The sequence below is a fragment of the Microbacterium sp. 1S1 genome, assembly GCF_008271365.1.
GTDB lineage: Bacteria > Actinomycetota > Actinomycetes > Actinomycetales > Microbacteriaceae > Microbacterium.
Genome location: NZ_CP043430.1, coordinates 1,535,499 through 1,549,229 on the forward strand (window position 1 = coordinate 1,535,499; position 13,731 = coordinate 1,549,229).

At 69.1% G+C, this 13,731-nt stretch carries 18 protein-coding genes; 12 read left to right on the forward strand and 6 right to left on the reverse strand.

All coding sequences use genetic code 11. From position 1 onward, the window contains the following. Positions 1-15 precede the first annotated feature (15 nt). The 10 genes from FY549_RS07505 to FY549_RS07550 all read left to right on the forward strand — a co-directional run bounded on the left by FY549_RS07505 (position 16) and on the right by FY549_RS07550 (position 5,907). Positions 16-948 (forward strand): TetR/AcrR family transcriptional regulator, encoded by a 933-nt coding sequence (locus FY549_RS07505; protein ID WP_149084488.1) that lies wholly within the window; start codon positions 16-18, stop codon positions 946-948. A 38-nt stretch (positions 949-986) separates the two neighbouring features. Next, entirely contained in the window at positions 987-1,913 is a 927-nt protein-coding gene (locus FY549_RS07510) for a cyclase family protein (RefSeq protein ID WP_149084489.1), read from the forward strand. A 75-nt stretch (positions 1,914-1,988) separates the two neighbouring features. Next, complete coding sequence (locus FY549_RS07515; RefSeq protein ID WP_025104463.1) at positions 1,989-2,180, forward strand: helix-turn-helix domain-containing protein; 192 nt, start codon at positions 1,989-1,991, stop codon at positions 2,178-2,180. A 114-nt stretch (positions 2,181-2,294) separates the two neighbouring features. After that, positions 2,295-2,393 (forward strand): 30S ribosomal protein bS22, encoded by a 99-nt coding sequence (locus FY549_RS07520; protein ID WP_003792170.1) that lies wholly within the window; start codon positions 2,295-2,297, stop codon positions 2,391-2,393. A 79-nt stretch (positions 2,394-2,472) separates the two neighbouring features. Further along, the gene (locus FY549_RS07525) at positions 2,473-2,775 is read left to right on the forward strand and encodes a rhodanese-like domain-containing protein (protein ID WP_149084490.1); all 303 of its coding nucleotides are present in this window, start codon (positions 2,473-2,475) and stop codon (positions 2,773-2,775) included. Further along, positions 2,772-3,068, forward strand: coding sequence for a glutaredoxin family protein (locus tag FY549_RS07530; RefSeq protein WP_149084491.1), 297 nt, complete (start codon positions 2,772-2,774; stop codon positions 3,066-3,068). The genes FY549_RS07525 and FY549_RS07530 overlap by 4 nt, the downstream gene beginning before the upstream one ends. Beyond that, positions 3,065-3,367, forward strand: coding sequence for a Dabb family protein (locus FY549_RS07535; protein ID WP_149084492.1), 303 nt, complete (start codon positions 3,065-3,067; stop codon positions 3,365-3,367). The genes FY549_RS07530 and FY549_RS07535 overlap by 4 nt, the downstream gene beginning before the upstream one ends. 143 nt (positions 3,368-3,510) lie before the next feature. Then, positions 3,511-4,323 (forward strand): basic amino acid ABC transporter substrate-binding protein, encoded by an 813-nt coding sequence (locus FY549_RS07540; protein ID WP_149084493.1) that lies wholly within the window; start codon positions 3,511-3,513, stop codon positions 4,321-4,323. Positions 4,324-4,357: 34 nt separating this feature from the next. Next, on the forward strand, positions 4,358-5,155 hold the full coding sequence (locus FY549_RS07545) for an amino acid ABC transporter permease (RefSeq protein ID WP_149084494.1): 798 nt from the start codon (positions 4,358-4,360) through the stop codon (positions 5,153-5,155). Beyond that, positions 5,152-5,907, forward strand: a complete 756-nt coding sequence (locus FY549_RS07550) for an amino acid ABC transporter ATP-binding protein (RefSeq protein ID WP_149084495.1) — start codon at positions 5,152-5,154, stop codon at positions 5,905-5,907. The genes FY549_RS07545 and FY549_RS07550 overlap by 4 nt, the downstream gene beginning before the upstream one ends. 106 nt (positions 5,908-6,013) lie before the next feature. On the opposite strand, the gene FY549_RS07555 is transcribed toward FY549_RS07550, so the two are convergent. From FY549_RS07555 to FY549_RS07575, 5 genes are all read right to left on the reverse strand, one after another. Continuing rightward, positions 6,014-7,105, reverse strand: coding sequence for an ABC transporter ATP-binding protein (locus FY549_RS07555; protein WP_149084496.1), 1,092 nt, complete (start codon positions 7,103-7,105; stop codon positions 6,014-6,016). Then, the gene (locus tag FY549_RS07560) at positions 7,102-7,893 is read right to left on the reverse strand and encodes an ABC transporter permease (RefSeq protein WP_149086033.1); all 792 of its coding nucleotides are present in this window, start codon (positions 7,891-7,893) and stop codon (positions 7,102-7,104) included. Before FY549_RS07560 ends, FY549_RS07555 begins: the two co-directional genes overlap by 4 nt. Further along, positions 7,890-8,828, reverse strand: coding sequence for an ABC transporter permease (locus FY549_RS07565; RefSeq protein ID WP_149084497.1), 939 nt, complete (start codon positions 8,826-8,828; stop codon positions 7,890-7,892). The genes FY549_RS07560 and FY549_RS07565 overlap by 4 nt, the downstream gene beginning before the upstream one ends. Beyond that, positions 8,825-9,964: an ABC transporter substrate-binding protein gene (locus FY549_RS07570; protein WP_149084498.1), complete on the reverse strand. Its 1,140-nt coding sequence runs from the start codon at positions 9,962-9,964 to the stop codon at positions 8,825-8,827. Before FY549_RS07570 ends, FY549_RS07565 begins: the two co-directional genes overlap by 4 nt. Before the next feature lie 132 nt (positions 9,965-10,096). Beyond that, the gene (locus FY549_RS07575; RefSeq protein ID WP_149084499.1) at positions 10,097-10,612 is read right to left on the reverse strand and encodes a GNAT family N-acetyltransferase; all 516 of its coding nucleotides are present in this window, start codon (positions 10,610-10,612) and stop codon (positions 10,097-10,099) included. A 107-nt stretch (positions 10,613-10,719) separates the two neighbouring features. Between FY549_RS07575 and FY549_RS07580 the strand changes: the two genes are divergently transcribed. Next, complete coding sequence (locus FY549_RS07580; RefSeq protein ID WP_149086034.1) at positions 10,720-11,502, forward strand: TSUP family transporter; 783 nt, start codon at positions 10,720-10,722, stop codon at positions 11,500-11,502. Positions 11,503-11,601: 99 nt separating this feature from the next. Here the strand turns inward: FY549_RS07580 and aspS are convergent, their stop codons facing one another. Continuing rightward, the gene (gene aspS, locus FY549_RS07585; RefSeq protein WP_149084500.1) at positions 11,602-13,380 is read right to left on the reverse strand and encodes an aspartate--tRNA ligase; all 1,779 of its coding nucleotides are present in this window, start codon (positions 13,378-13,380) and stop codon (positions 11,602-11,604) included. Positions 13,381-13,512: 132 nt separating this feature from the next. Here aspS and FY549_RS07590 point away from each other — a divergent pair, with 132 nt between their 5' ends. Continuing rightward, a complete protein-coding gene (locus tag FY549_RS07590; RefSeq protein ID WP_200838971.1) occupies positions 13,513-13,731 on the forward strand; it encodes a hypothetical protein in 219 nt (72 codons plus the stop codon).

Genomic DNA, 13,731 nt, shown 5'->3' on the forward strand with positions numbered 1-13,731 from the left:
ATCTAGGATGGGATCATGATCGACAACGAGCCTCCGGAGCTGCCGCGCGGGATCGCGCTCGCTTGGGGTGTCGCGGCAGACCCGCAGCGTGGACCCAAGCGCGAGATGAGCGTCGAGAAGATCGTGGAGGCCGCCGTCGCGCTCGCCGATGCCGAGGGACTCGGAGCCGTGTCGATGGCCGCCGTCGCCGCGCGGCTCGGGTTCACGCCGATGTCGCTCTACCGCTACGTCTCGGCCAAGGACGACCTTCTGCTCCTCATGCAGGAGGAGGCCACCGGGCTGCCGCCGGAAACCCATCGGGAGGCTGAAGGGTGGCGGGAGCGTCTGCTCGCCCTGTACGAGGCGCAGATCCTCGTCTACCTGCGGCACCCGTGGATGCTCTCCGTGCCCATCTCCGGGTCGCCGATCACGCCGAACAGCTCGGCCTGGCTGGACGCCGGTCTCGCAGCGCTCGACGGCACCCCGCTCACCGCGGACGAACGTGTCGCGGTGGCCCTGGCCGTGACCGGCCACGCTCGGTGGTGCGGCATCGTGCAGGCCGGCTACACCGAGCAGTCGCGCACATCCGGGCTGAGCCCGGAGGAGGTGGCCGCCCGCGAGGCGTCGCTGTTCGACCGGGTGATCACCGCCGACGAGTTCCCCGCCCTGCGGCAGGCGATCGAGGACGGCGTGTTCCTGTCTCCCGCCGATCCGTTCCGCTTCGCCGTGGAGCGCACGCTCGACGGCGTCGCCGCCTACATGGCCGGCCTCGAACGGGGAGAGGGGCATGTCGCCGCGGAGGACTGGATCGACCTCGACGCCGCTGAGCTCGCGGGGGACAAGCGGCTCAAGGAGGCGCAGAAGGCCAGCCGCGAGGCGGAGAAGGCTCTGCGAGCCGCCCGCAAGCTCGAGCGACAGGCCCTGCGGGAGGCGCGCGATCGACTGGCCAGGGGGAAGAAGTCCGGCTGAATTCCCCGCCTCGGCGCGGCACTGGGCAGGATGGGGGCATGACGGCCGAGCATCGCGCGCACTTCGACTTCGAGATCACCTTCGCCAACGGTGGCGGCCTGCAGGGGCAGGGATTCCGGCTCGACCTTCCCGCGGCGGAGACGACCGGCGACGAGGTCGCGGCCCTGCTCGTCGCCCATCTCGGGCTGGCGCTCGTCGGCGAGGTCGAGCTTCGTGATCTGCGGATCGTCGAGGAACCGCACCGCGGCAGCCGTGGCGTCCCGGCTCCGGCTCCGGCAGACCGCACCGAACGGGTCATCGACCTGAGTCACCCGATCGCGGAGGGCATGGTCACCTACCCCGGGCTGCCGGCGCCGACCATCACCCCGCACCTCACCCGTGCAGCGTCGCGCGAGCGCTACGCGCCGGGCACCGAGTTCGCGATGGACGTGATCACGATGATCGGCAACACGGGGACCTACCTCGACGCTCCGTTCCACCGCTACGCGGAGGGGGCGGACCTGGCGTCGCTCGACCTCGACACCCTCGTCGGTCTCCCCGCCGAGGTGTTCCATCTCCGCGACGCCTGGACCCCGGAGCGTCGGGGTATCAGAGCGGCGACGCTCGCGGATCGCGACCTCCGCGGCAGCGCCGTCCTCCTGGACACCGGCTGGAGCCGGCTGTTCGGTACACCCGCCTACGGCGCCGGAGCACCCTTCCTCGCCGAGGACGCCGCGCGCTTCCTCGTGGACGCCGGGGTGCGGCTGGTCGGCATCGACTCGCTCAACATCGACGATACGGAGAGTGGCGGGGAGCGGCCGGCGCACACCATCCTGCTCGCGGCGGGCGTGCATGTCGTCGAGCATCTGACGGCGCTGGACCGACTGCCCGCTCGCGGTGCGCGGTTCACCGCCGCACCACCGGCGATCCGCGGGTTCGGCACCTTCCCGGTCCGCGCCTTCGCCACCCTGCCGGCATCTCGCTGACCACAGCAGCCACATGGGTTTACACGTGTCCCAGCGACCCCATAGAGTGTGCTCATCGAGAAAGGGGTACGTGGGATGCCCGAGGTTCCAGACGTCCGATTCCTGACGGTGGCCGAAGTCGCCGAGCTCATGCGCGTGTCCAAGATGACCGTGTACCGGCTCGTCCACGCCGGCGACCTGCCCGCCATCCGGTTCGGTCGAAGCTACCGCGTGCCGGAGTCCGCTGTCGCCGAAGCTCTGCAGCGGCCCATCGCCGACGCCGGCTGACGGAGGGCGCGGGGCACCCTCCCGAGTTTGCTAGGATGATCCGAGGCATTTTTCGTGCTCGTACCCGGGTGTCCGATTCCAGCGACACCCAGCCCCTGACTTAGTGAGGTTTCCGTGGGTTCTGTCATCAAGAAGCGCCGCAAGCGCATGGCGAAGAAGAAGCACCGCAAGCTGCTTCGCAAGACTCGCCACCAGCGCCGCAACAAGAAGTAAGCGGCCAGACACCGAGCGCCTGTCTCCGGACGGGCGCTTTGTGTCTCTGCGCGCCGTTCCGCACCGCCGAGAGGATGTCATGAAGTCGATCACCGTCGCCGAACTCGCTGAGCGCTCCGGCACGCCCCTCATCGATGTCCGGGAGGCGCACGAGTTCCAGGCGGGCCACGTCCCGGGTGCCGTGAACATCCCGATGTCCGAGATCGGCAACCGCCTCGACGAGCTCCCCGCCGAATCGTTCGACGTGATCTGTCAGGCCGGCGGTCGCTCCGCTCGCGTCGTCGAGGCCCTCGAAGCCCGCGGCTACGACGCCACCAACGTCGAGGGCGGCACCGGCGAGTGGATCGCCCAGGGACGCGAGGTCGAGGTCCCGTCGTCGTGACGACGCTGACCCTCATCGGCAAGCCCGATTGCCACCTGTGCGACGTGGCCTCCGAGGTCGTCGACGCGGTCATCGCCGAGCTCCCGGACGCCGCCGCGGAGCGCATCCAGATCGTCGAGGCGTCCATCCAGGACGACCCTGCCCTGTACGAGCAGTGGTGGGAGAAGATCCCGGTCGTCCTCATCGACGGCCGACTGCACGCGCACTGGCGCGTGTCCCCCGACCGGCTGCGCGAGGCGCTGGAGGAAGCGGTTGACGCGGAGGCCCGCGCCGACCAGAAGGAGCTGCGATGACCATCCGTCATGTCGTGACCTGGAAGCTCGCCGCGGAGGACGCGGGCGAGCGGCAGGCACAGGCCGCCGAGGTGGCCCGTCGGCTCAACGCTCTCGACGGCGTCGTGCCCCAGCTCCGCAGCATCTGGGCCGGCGCGAACGACGTCTACCCTGACGCGAACTGGGACGTGACGCTGGTCGCGGACTTCGACTCCGTCGCCGACCTCGAGCAGTACCAGGTGCACCCCGCGCACGAGGAGGTCGCCCGGTACATCCGCTCCGTCGTCTCCGGCCGTGTGGCGGTCGACGCCGAGCTCTGAGCGTCGATCGTCGTCCCCACGGCACCGAAACACAAACGTAATGCGGCGCGAGCGGATGTCATTGGTCACGCGACGAGCCGCATGTTTAGATGAACTCCTACCCGTCCGTGGGCTCACCCGCCCCCCGACTCCCAGGAGCCGACATGTCCCGTCGTAACCTCTTCGCCGGCCTCGCGATCGCGGCCACCGCCACCCTCGCGCTCGCCGGATGCGCCACCGGCTCCTCCGATGCGGGCAACGGCGGCGAGCCCGCCGCCGGCGACGAGTACGGACTCATCGAGGCGGGCACGCTCACCGTCTGCTCCGACATCCCGTACCCGCCGTTCGAGTTCGAGGGCGAGAACGGCGAGTACACCGGCTTCGACATCGACCTCCTCGGCGCGATCGCCGAGCAGCTCGACCTCGAGCTCTCCGTGCAGGACGTCGGCTTCGACGCACTGCAGTCCGGCACGACCCTCGCCGCCGGTCAGTGCGACATCGGTGCCTCGGCCATGACGATCACCGACGAGCGCAAGGCCAACATCGACTTCTCCGACCCGTACTACGACTCGCTGCAGTCGCTGCTCGTGCGCACCGACTCGGGGATCGAGTCCATCGACGACCTCGACGGCAAGAACGTCGGTGTGCAGCAGGGAACGACCGGCGAGGCTTATGCCACGGAGAACGCGAAGGGCGCGCAGCTCGTGCAGTACCCCTCGGACGGCGAACTGTGGCCCGCGATGCAGGCCGGGCAGATCGACGCCATCCTGCAGGACCAGCCCGTCAACCTCGAGCACGAGAAGGCTGACTCCGCCTACAAGATCGTGGAGACCTACGAGACCGACGAGTCGTACGGCTTCGCCTTCGCCAAGGGGGAGAAGGACGAACTCCGCGAGGCTGTGAACGAGGCTCTGCAGGAGCTCCGGGACAACGGCGAGTACGACACCATCTACAACGAGTACTTCACGGCCAACTGAGTCGAGAGCTGAGTCGGTCGGGAGGACCTTGACAATGGCGTTGAGGCGCACCACGAAACAGAAGCTGTATCGGTATTCGATCTACGCGGTGCTGCTCGCGATCGTCGTCTGGGCGATCGTCAGCACCGATTGGGCACGGATCGCGCAGCTCTACTTCAACCCCGAGGTCGCGGCGAAGATGCTCCCGGGCATCATCACCACGGCACTCGTCAACACCCTGTGGTTCACGGCGGTGGCGTTCGCCGGCGGCCTGCTGCTCGGCATCCTGCTGGCGCTGATGAAGCTCTCAGTGATCGCGCCCTTCCGGTGGATCGCGACGGCGTGGATCGAGCTGTTCCGCGGTCTGCCCGCGATCCTCACGATCTTCGCGATCGCGTTCATCCTGCCGATCGGCCTCGGCGTGCCGGCGACCCGCCTCGGTGGGCCGGTGGTCCTGGGGCTGATCGGTCTGATCCTCGTGGCCTCCGCCTACATGGCCGAGACCATCCGGGCCGGAATCCAGGCGGTGCCGAAGGGGCAGACCGAGGCGGCGCGTTCGCTCGGCATGTCGCCCATGAAGACGACGTTCTGGATCATCGTTCCGCAGGGCTTCCGGATCATCATCCCGCCCCTGACGAACGAGTTCGTGCTGCTGCTGAAGGACACCTCACTGCTGTTCGTCGCCGGCTCCTTCATCTGGTCGAAGGAGCTCACGAACTTCGCGCGGGACGCGGCGACGCAGAATGCCAACGGAACGCCGCTCATCATGGCGGCGATCCTCTACCTGATCGTGACGATCCCGCTCACGCGTCTCAGCGCGTGGCTGGAGCGTCGGATGGCGAGGACACGATGAGCACCGACCTGATCGACGTGCAGGCCCCCGCGATCGTCATCCAGGACCTGCACAAGAGCTTCGGCGACAACGAGGTGCTCAAGGGCATCGATCTGACGGTCCTCGCCGGCGAGGTCGTCTGCGTGATCGGCCCGTCCGGGTCGGGCAAGTCGACGCTGCTCCGCTCGGTGAACCTCCTGGAGGAGCCGACGGGCGGGAAGGTGCTCATCGAGGGCATCGACATCACCGACCCCGACATCGACATCGACCGGGTGCGCACCCGCATCGGGATGGTGTTCCAGAGCTTCAACCTCTTCCCGCACCTCAGCGTGCTCGGCAACCTCACGATCGCGCAGCAGCGGGTGAAGAAGCGCTCGAAGGCGGAAGCGGAGAAGGTGGCCCGCGCCATGCTCGAGCGCGTCGGGCTCGCCGAGAAGGCGGACGCCTACCCCGGGCATCTCTCCGGCGGTCAGCAGCAGCGTGTCGCCATCGCGCGGGCGCTGTGCATGAACCCCGACATGATGCTCTTCGACGAGCCGACGTCGGCCCTCGACCCGGAGCTCGTCGGCGAGGTGCTGCAGGTCATGCGGTCGCTGGCGGACGAGGGCATGACGATGCTCGTCGTCACGCACGAGATGGGCTTCGCGCGCGAGGTCGGGTCGCGGCTGATCTTCATGGACGGCGGACACATCGTCGAGGAGGGCGACCCCCGCGAGGTGCTGGCGAATCCGCAGCACCAGCGCACCAAGGACTTCCTCTCCCGCGTCCTGTAACTCTCTCGCGCTCTCCCGGTGTCGCCGAGACCCCGTGCATCCGCCGAGACCCCCCGGCTGCAGATGTCTGCAGCCGGGGGTCTCGACGTGAACCCGGGGTCGCGGGTCAGCCGCGGGGGCGCACGACCACCGGGACGGGGGTCACCGCGATGCGGACGCGGTCACCGAACGACGGGTGCACGGAGGGAGCGTGCTGCACGCGGACGAGCTCGCCCGACTCCGTGCGCACGAGGGTCCGCCGCATGCTGCCGAGGAACGTGCTCTCCTCCACGAGGGCATCGGTCGCGGCGTCCTCCGAGGAGGTGAAGTGGACGTTCTCCGGACGGAGGTACACGTCGACGGGGCCGTCGGCGGAGGTCTGCAGCGGAAGACGCTGCCCCCACACGACGACGTGATCGCCCTCGGCGACCCCGGACACGACGCTGGAGAGGCCGACGAAGGCGGCGACCTCGGGGCTCGCGGGGGCCGTGTACAGCTCCTCCGGAGAGCCGATCTGCTCGATGCGACCTGCGTTCATGACCGCGATCCGGTCGGACACCGCGAGGGCCTCCTCCTGGTCGTGGGTAACGAACACGGTCGTGATGCCGAGGCGCAGTTGGATGCGCCGGATCTCATCCCGAAGCTGCGCCCGCACCTTGGCATCGAGGGCGGAGAGCGGCTCGTCGAGCAGCAACACCCGGGGTTCCGTCACGAGGGCGCGCGCCAGGGCCACGCGCTGCTGCTGTCCGCCCGAGAGCTGATGCGGGAACCGGTCGGCGAGGTCGGCGAGGCCCACGAGAGCCAGCGCATCGAGAGCACGCCGCGCCGCCTCGCCCCTGCCGACACCCCGACGACGGAGTCCGAATGCGGTGTTGTCGACGACGCGCAAGTGCGGGAAGAGCGAGTACGACTGGAACACCATGCCGATGTCGCGTCGGTTGGTCGGTACCCGGGACACGTCGCCGCCGCCGAGCAGCACCGCGCCCTCGTCGGCGCCCTCGAGCCCGGCGAGCACGCGGAGCAACGTCGTCTTGCCGCAACCGGACGGGCCCAGGAGCGAGACGAACTCCCCGGGAGCGATGTCGAGGTCGACGCCGTGCAGCACTCGCGTGCCGCCGTAGCTCTTCACGATTCCCTGAAGCTCGACTCGCGTGCCCTCGCCCGCCTGGGCGAGCAGCAGGTTGTCCTTGGTGCGCGGAAGCGCGTGATCGGTGGTCATGAGCGGGCCTTTCGCGGACCGCGGGCGACGCGGCCGATGAGCAGGAGCAGGAGGAAGACGAACAGCAGAGCGAGCAGTGTGAAGATCGCGGGTGCGTACGGATCCTGCTTCTGCACGACGACCATGGCGGTCTGGAACACCTGGCGATTCAGGAGTGAGGCGATCGTGAACTCGCCGAGCACCACCGCGATGGAGATCAGCGAGGCGGCGAGCAGTCCCTGGCGAAGGTTCGGGGCGAGCACGCGGACGACGACCGTGGGCCAGCCCGCGCCGAGCGAGCGTGCGGCCTCCGACAGCGTGCGCAGGTCGGCGGCATCGATCGACGCCTGGATCGAGCGGAAGGCGAACGGGAGGACCGTGATGCCGTACGCGAAGGCAAGGGTCCAGGTGCCTGTGCCGACGGTCCGACCGATCTGCAGGTAGATCGGCGCGAGCCCCACCACGAGGACGATCGCCGGGATCGAGATCGGCAGGAGCGCGGCGAACTCGAACGCGGCCTTGAGGCGGGGGAAGCGCAGGTTCACCAGGATCATCGTGGGGGCCAGGAGGAACAGCACGATCGCCACGGTCACCGCGGCAAGGACGAGGGAGTTCGCGAGACCCGTCCAGATGGGCCGCAGCGTCGCGGACGCTGCGGGGTCGAACAGGGCCGCCCAGTGCGCCAAGGAGAGGCCGTTCGGGCCCCGCAGCGTGAAGAGGAACGTCGACACGAGGGGCACGGCGAAGAACAGCCCCACTACGATGCCGATCACCGCACGGGTCAGGCGGGACGGGGCGAGGCCGTTCATGCCTGCCACCGGGCGGCGCGTCGCTGAATGAGCGAGTAGAGCGCCATGACCACGCCGACCACGACGATCATGCCGAGGGCGAGAGCGCCGGCGAGGTTCTCCCGGCCGAGCAGGGTCTCGCTTGTGAGCGCCGTGCGGATCTGCAGCGGGACGATCTGCGATCCCTGACTGGCGAGGGCGGCGGCGGTGGCGTACGAGGAGAACGCGTTCGCGAAGAGGAGCAGCAGACTGGCGAAGAACGACGGTGCCAGCACCGGCAGACCGATGCGCAGCCAGAAGCTCGCCCTGCTGCCCCCGAGGGTGAGGTTCGCCTCGACCCACTGCGGCTTGAGGGCGGCGAGGGCGGGCAGGAAGGTGATGACCATCAGCGGCACCTGGAAGTAGATGTAGGGGAGGACGAGGCCAGGCAGTTCGTACAGCCAGGTGCCCTCCGCGAAGATGTCGACACCGAAGGCGTCGCGGAGGGAGACGGTGACGACGCCCTGAATGCCGATCGTTGCGATGAAGGCGAAGGCGAGCATGACCCCGCCGAACTGCGCGAGGACCCCCGCGGCGGCATCGACGGACCGGCGCACGCCGCCGTCCGGATCCATGCCGAGCAGCGCGTACGAGACGAGGGCGCCGAGGACGGCGCCGACCACCGCGGTGAGCAGGGACAGTCCGGCCGAGCTCGCGAAGGTCGTGAGCACGACCGGGTCGGCGAGAGCGGCGATGTTCGTCCAGGTGAAGGCGCCGTCGCCGTCGAAGAACCCGCTGCCGATCGCGAGCACCGTGGGCACCGCGAGGAAGAGCAGCACATAGGCGGCGAAGGGGACGAGCCCCAGCCACGCCGCGGACGACGCCGACCTCCGGACCCGCGCGTGCGACGCGGATCCGGAGGGGGTGACGGGGGCGGACGCCGTGGCGTCCACCCCCGGTGCGGCGAGGACGGTCACTGGACCGCCGCTGCCCACTTCTCGCCGAGCAGCGTGCCGGCGTTCTCGGACTGCTCCTCGGTCGGCACGACGGTCTCCTCCGGAGCCTCGGGGAGAGCGGATGCGAGCTCCTCGTCGATCGTGCCGGCCTCGGTCATCGCCTCCATACGCACGGGACGGGCGCCGCCCTTCAGCCACAGGTTCTGCACTTCGTCGCTGTAGAGGAACTCCTGCCACAGGCGCGCGGCGGCCGGGTTCGGAGCGTCCACGTTGATGGCCTGGTTGTAGTACCCCGCGTAGCCGGTGCCGTCCAAGACCTCGACCTTCCAGTCCGGGTTGTCAGCCGTGTGTGCGGCGTTCAAGTAGTCCCAGTCGAAGACCACGGGGGTCTCGCCGCTGGCGACGGTCGCGGTCGTCACGTCGACCTTGAGCAGGTTTCCCGCCTTCTGCAGCTCGGAGAAGAAGTCGATTCCGGGCTGGAAATCGTCGAGCGTGCCGCCCGACTGCACGGTCGCGAGGCCCACGGCCGCGAAGGCCGCTCCGGCCTGGGTCGGGTCACCGTTGATGGCGACGGCGCCCTTGTAATCAGCGGAGAGGAGATCGGACAGTTCGGCCGGCGCCTCGAAGGCCGAGGAGTCGTAGCCGATCGACATATAGCCGCCGTAGTCGCCGACGAAGAGTCCGGTGGGCTCCTTCAGCTCGTCGGGGATGTCGTCCCAGGTCTGGACCTTGTAGGGGGCGAAGGCGTCCGTGTTCTGCAGAGCGACGGTCAGGCCGAGGTCGAAGACGTCGGGAGCGGTGTCGAGGCCCTTGTTCGTTTCGGCGGCCTGGATCTCCTCGGCGCTGGAGACATCGGGCGAGGCCTCGTTGATGGTGATCTCGGGGTACTTCTCGGCGAACAGGTCGAGGATCTCGCCGTAGTTCGCCCAGTCGCGCGGCAGCGCGATGACGTTGAGCTGACCCTCTTCCTTGGCGGCGGCCTCGAGGTCGGCGAAGGAGCCGAAGTCCTCGACAGAGGTCGCGCTCGCCGCATCCACGGCGTCGCCTCCCGCCGCCGGGGCGTCCGTCGCGGAGGCGCAGGAGGTCAGTGCGATGACGGCCGTGGTGGCCAGGGCGATGCCGGCGCCGATGCGCGCGCGGCGGGGGGAGCGTGCCATGAGTGTCCTCTCGGTGTCCGGCGCTGTGAGCCGGGGTCGGGTTGCGAGAGGACACTATGAGGCCCAGGTAGCCGCGCGGAGCGGCCGGGGTGAACGGTCGGTGTCCGGAGGGTGGCGTGCTGCGTCGCGAGGTCAGTCGTTCGGGACCGCGTACTTGAAGCCGCGGTGCGAGCCCACGTAGCCGAGTCGCTCGTAGAACCGATGGGCGTCGGTGCGGGCGGCGTCGGAGGTGAGCTGCACCATTGCGGCACCGAGGGCGGGAGCCGCGGCGTCACCGACCCAGCGCATGACCGCGGAGCCGATGCCGGCAGAGCGGAGATCGCTGCGGACCCGGACCGCCTCGACGAGCAGCCGTCGGGCGCCGCGCCGCGCCATCCCCGGGATCGAGGTGAGTTGCAGGGTACCGACCACCGCATCGTCGAGCTCGACCACCAGCAGATCGTTCGACGGATCGGCCAGGATCTCGCGGAGACCCCGCTCGTAGGCCGGACGGTCGTCATCCGAGGCCACATCCCCGCGGGCGGCGCTGATCGGATCGTCCGCGAGCAGCGCGATGACGGCGTCGGCATCGCCCTCGGTCGCCCTCCGGAGCACGGCGTCCCCGTTTCTCGACGCGATCGGGTGCGGCAACGGGAGAGCGTGGAGCATGACTCCAGTCTGCCAGCGAGGCCGATGCGGGGCGGACGCCGCGACTCTGGAATCATGGCGTGGTGGATATCGGCAGCCTCCTCGGACTCGAGCAGCTCACCTGGGGGATGCTGATCCTCATCGTTGTGGCGGCGTTCAGCGCCGGATGGATCGACGCGGTCGTCGGCGGGGGAGGGCTGCTGCAGCTTCCGGCGCTGCTCCTCATCCCCGGCATCGCCCCGGTCCAGGCGCTCGCGACGAACAAGCTCGCCTCCGTGTTCGGGACCGCGACGAGCAGCATCACCTACTACCGTCGCGCGAAACCCGACCTCCGCACGGCTCTACCGATGGCGGTGATCGCGCTGATCGGCTCGTTCGGGGGCGCGGCGGTCGCGACCGTCCTGCCCCCGGCCGCGTTCAAACCGATCATCGTGATCGCGCTGCTGGCGGTGGCCCTGTTCACCGCTCTCCGGCCGCAGCTCGGGGCCGCGACGCAGTTGCGCTTCCACGGGCACAAACACCACATCATGGCCGGGCTCGCCGGGCTCGGCATCGGGTTCTACGACGGGATGATCGGTCCGGGAACGGGTACCTTCCTCGTGATCACCCTCGTCGCGCTCCTGGGCTACGACTTCCTGCAGGCGAGCGCGAAGGCCAAGATCGTCAACCTGGCGACGAACGCGGGGGCACTGCTCCTGTTCATCCCGCACGGCTCGGTGCTGTGGCTGCTCGGTGGGATCCTGGCGGTCGCGAACGTCGCCGGCAGTTACCTGGGATCGCGGATGGCCATCTCGCGCGGCACGACGTTCATCCGCGTGGTGTTCCTCGTCGTGGTGGTGGCTCTCATCGCGAAGCTCGGCGTCGACGTGTGGAACGAGAACCTCGCCCCGGCTTTCGCGTCGTTCGCATAGTCTCCTTTTCCTTCGCCGAGGCCCCGGATACGCGACGAGACCCCGGGCTGCCAGCGGCAGTGTCCCGGGGTCTCGGCGGTAATACGGGGTCTCGGCGGGTCAGGCCTCGTCCTCGGGGGTAAAGTCCACGCCGGCCTCGGCGCGCTGCTCGGGGGTGATCGGCGCGGGAGCGGACGTGAGGGGGTCGAAGCCGTTGCCGGACTTCGGGAAGGCGATGACATCGCGGATCGACTCGGTCTTCGTCAGGTGCTGGAGCACGCGGTCCATGCCGAGCGCGATCCCGCCGTGCGGGGGAGCGCCGAACTTGAACGCGTCGAGGAGGAAGCCGAACTGCTCCTGCGCGACCTCGTCGCTGATGCCCATGACCTCGAACACCCGCTTCTGGATGTCCTCGCGGTGGATGCGGATCGATCCGCCCCCGAGCTCCGAGCCGTTGCACACGATGTCGTACGCGTAGGCCAGGGCGGAACCGGGGTCGGTGTCGAACGTGTCCTCGAACTCGGGCTTCGGTCCGGTGAACGCGTGGTGCACCGCGGTCCAGGCACCGGCACCCACCGCGACGTCGCCGGAAGCGACCGCATCGGCTGCCGGCTCGAACATCGGTGCATCGACGACCCAGGTGAAGGCGAACTCGTCCGGGTTCAGGTAGCCGAGGCGGCGGCCGATCTCGACTCGCGCGGCGCCCAGCAGTGCCCGGCTCTCCTTGGCGGACCCGGCGGCGAAGAACACGCAGTCGCCCGGCTCGGCGCCGACGAACTCCGCCAGGCCCGCCTGCTCGGCCTCGGAGAGGTTCTTCGCGGCGGGGCCGCCCAGGGTGCCGTCTTCGTTGAACAGGACGTAGGCGAGACCCCGGGCACCGCGCTGCTTGGCCCAGTCCTGCCACGCGTCGAGCTGCTTGCGGGGCTGCGAGGCACCGCCGGGCATCCGCACCGCACCGACGTACTCGGCCTGGAAGACGCGGAACGGGGTGTCCTTGAAGTACTCGGTCGCCTCGACGAGCTCGAGCCCGAAGCGGAGGTCGGGCTTGTCGGAGCCGTACTTCGCCATCGCGTCGGCGTAGGTCATCCGCGGCAGCGGGGTCTGCACCTCGACGCCGATCGTCTGCCACATCGCCACGATGAGCGACTCCATGAGGGCGATCACGTCCTCCTGGTCGACGAAGCTCATCTCGATGTCGAGCTGCGTGAACTCGGGCTGGCGGTCGGCGCGGAAGTCCTCGTCGCGATAGCAGCGGGCGATCTGGAAGTACTTCTCGACGCCGCCCACCATGAGCAGCTGCTTGAAGAGCTGCGGTGACTGGGGGAGCGCATACCAGCTGCCGGGGTGCAGGCGGGCCGGGACGACGAAGTCGCGGGCGCCCTCCGGCGTGGAGCGGGTGAGGGTCGGGGTCTCGACCTCGGTGAAGTCCTCGGCGTGCAGCACATCGCGGATCGCCTTGTAGACGTTCGAGCGCAGACGCAGCGCGGACGCGGCGGACGGGCGACGGAGGTCGAGGTACCGGTACTTCAGTCGCGCCTCCTCACCGACCGTCTCGGTGTCGGCCAGCGCCGTCGAGACCTGGAACGGCAGCGGAGCCGACTCGTTCAGAACCTCGACGTCGGCGGCGATGACCTCGATCTCGCCGGAGGGCAGGTTCGGGTTCGCGTTCCCCTCGGGACGACGCGACACCTCGCCGGTGACCTTGAGGACGAATTCGTTGCGCAGGGGGTGCGCGATCTCCTCGTCGCGGATGACGACCTGGGCGATGCCCGACGCGTCCCGCAGATCGATGAACGCGACGCCTCCGTGGTCACGACGACGATCGACCCACCCCGTGAGGGTGACGGTCTGACCGATGTTCTCGGCGCGCAGGGAGCCTGCGGAGTGGGTGCGCAGCACGGAGGATTCCTCCTGATCCGGGGAAAGATGAACCCGCCCAGTCTACGCGGGCGTCCCGTCGCTTCCCGGCCGGGTCGCCAGCGTGAGGCAGCGGCACCTCAGTAGGATCGCCACGACGAAAGGCGGACCCCCATGCACCTCTCCATCTCGGACGGCAACGGCCTTCCCGACCTGTTCGGCGCGATCTTCTCCGGCACGACGGGACTCATCGCCCTCATCTTCTACATCCTCGTCGTGGTCGGACTGTGGAAGGTCTTCACGAAGGCGGGGTACCCCGGCATCCTCGCGATCATCCCGATCGTGAACGTCGTGTTCCTCGGGTTCGGCGACTCCCGCTACCGCGAGGTCTGA

What these genes read in the sequence shown, in the direction of transcription:
- FY549_RS07505 (WP_149084488.1), top strand. Translation starts at nt 16, where the DNA reads ATGATCGACAACGAGCCTCCGGAGCTGCCGCGCGGGATCGCGCTCGCT.
- FY549_RS07510 (WP_149084489.1), top strand. Translation starts at nt 987, where the DNA reads ATGACGGCCGAGCATCGCGCGCACTTCGACTTCGAGATCACCTTCGCC.
- FY549_RS07515 (WP_025104463.1), top strand. Translation starts at nt 1,989, where the DNA reads ATGCCCGAGGTTCCAGACGTCCGATTCCTGACGGTGGCCGAAGTCGCC.
- FY549_RS07525 (WP_149084490.1), top strand. Translation starts at nt 2,473, where the DNA reads ATGAAGTCGATCACCGTCGCCGAACTCGCTGAGCGCTCCGGCACGCCC.
- FY549_RS07535 (WP_149084492.1), top strand. Translation starts at nt 3,065, where the DNA reads ATGACCATCCGTCATGTCGTGACCTGGAAGCTCGCCGCGGAGGACGCG.
- FY549_RS07540 (WP_149084493.1), top strand. Translation starts at nt 3,511, where the DNA reads ATGTCCCGTCGTAACCTCTTCGCCGGCCTCGCGATCGCGGCCACCGCC.
- FY549_RS07545 (WP_149084494.1), top strand. Translation starts at nt 4,358, where the DNA reads ATGGCGTTGAGGCGCACCACGAAACAGAAGCTGTATCGGTATTCGATC.
- FY549_RS07550 (WP_149084495.1), top strand. Translation starts at nt 5,152, where the DNA reads ATGAGCACCGACCTGATCGACGTGCAGGCCCCCGCGATCGTCATCCAG.
- FY549_RS07555 (WP_149084496.1), bottom strand. Translation starts at nt 7,105, where the DNA reads ATGACCACCGATCACGCGCTTCCGCGCACCAAGGACAACCTGCTGCTC.
- FY549_RS07560 (WP_149086033.1), bottom strand. Translation starts at nt 7,893, where the DNA reads ATGAACGGCCTCGCCCCGTCCCGCCTGACCCGTGCGGTGATCGGCATC.
- FY549_RS07570 (WP_149084498.1), bottom strand. Translation starts at nt 9,964, where the DNA reads ATGGCACGCTCCCCCCGCCGCGCGCGCATCGGCGCCGGCATCGCCCTG.
- FY549_RS07575 (WP_149084499.1), bottom strand. Translation starts at nt 10,612, where the DNA reads ATGCTCCACGCTCTCCCGTTGCCGCACCCGATCGCGTCGAGAAACGGG.
- FY549_RS07580 (WP_149086034.1), top strand. Translation starts at nt 10,720, where the DNA reads ATGCTGATCCTCATCGTTGTGGCGGCGTTCAGCGCCGGATGGATCGAC.
- FY549_RS07590 (WP_200838971.1), top strand. Translation starts at nt 13,513, where the DNA reads ATGCACCTCTCCATCTCGGACGGCAACGGCCTTCCCGACCTGTTCGGC.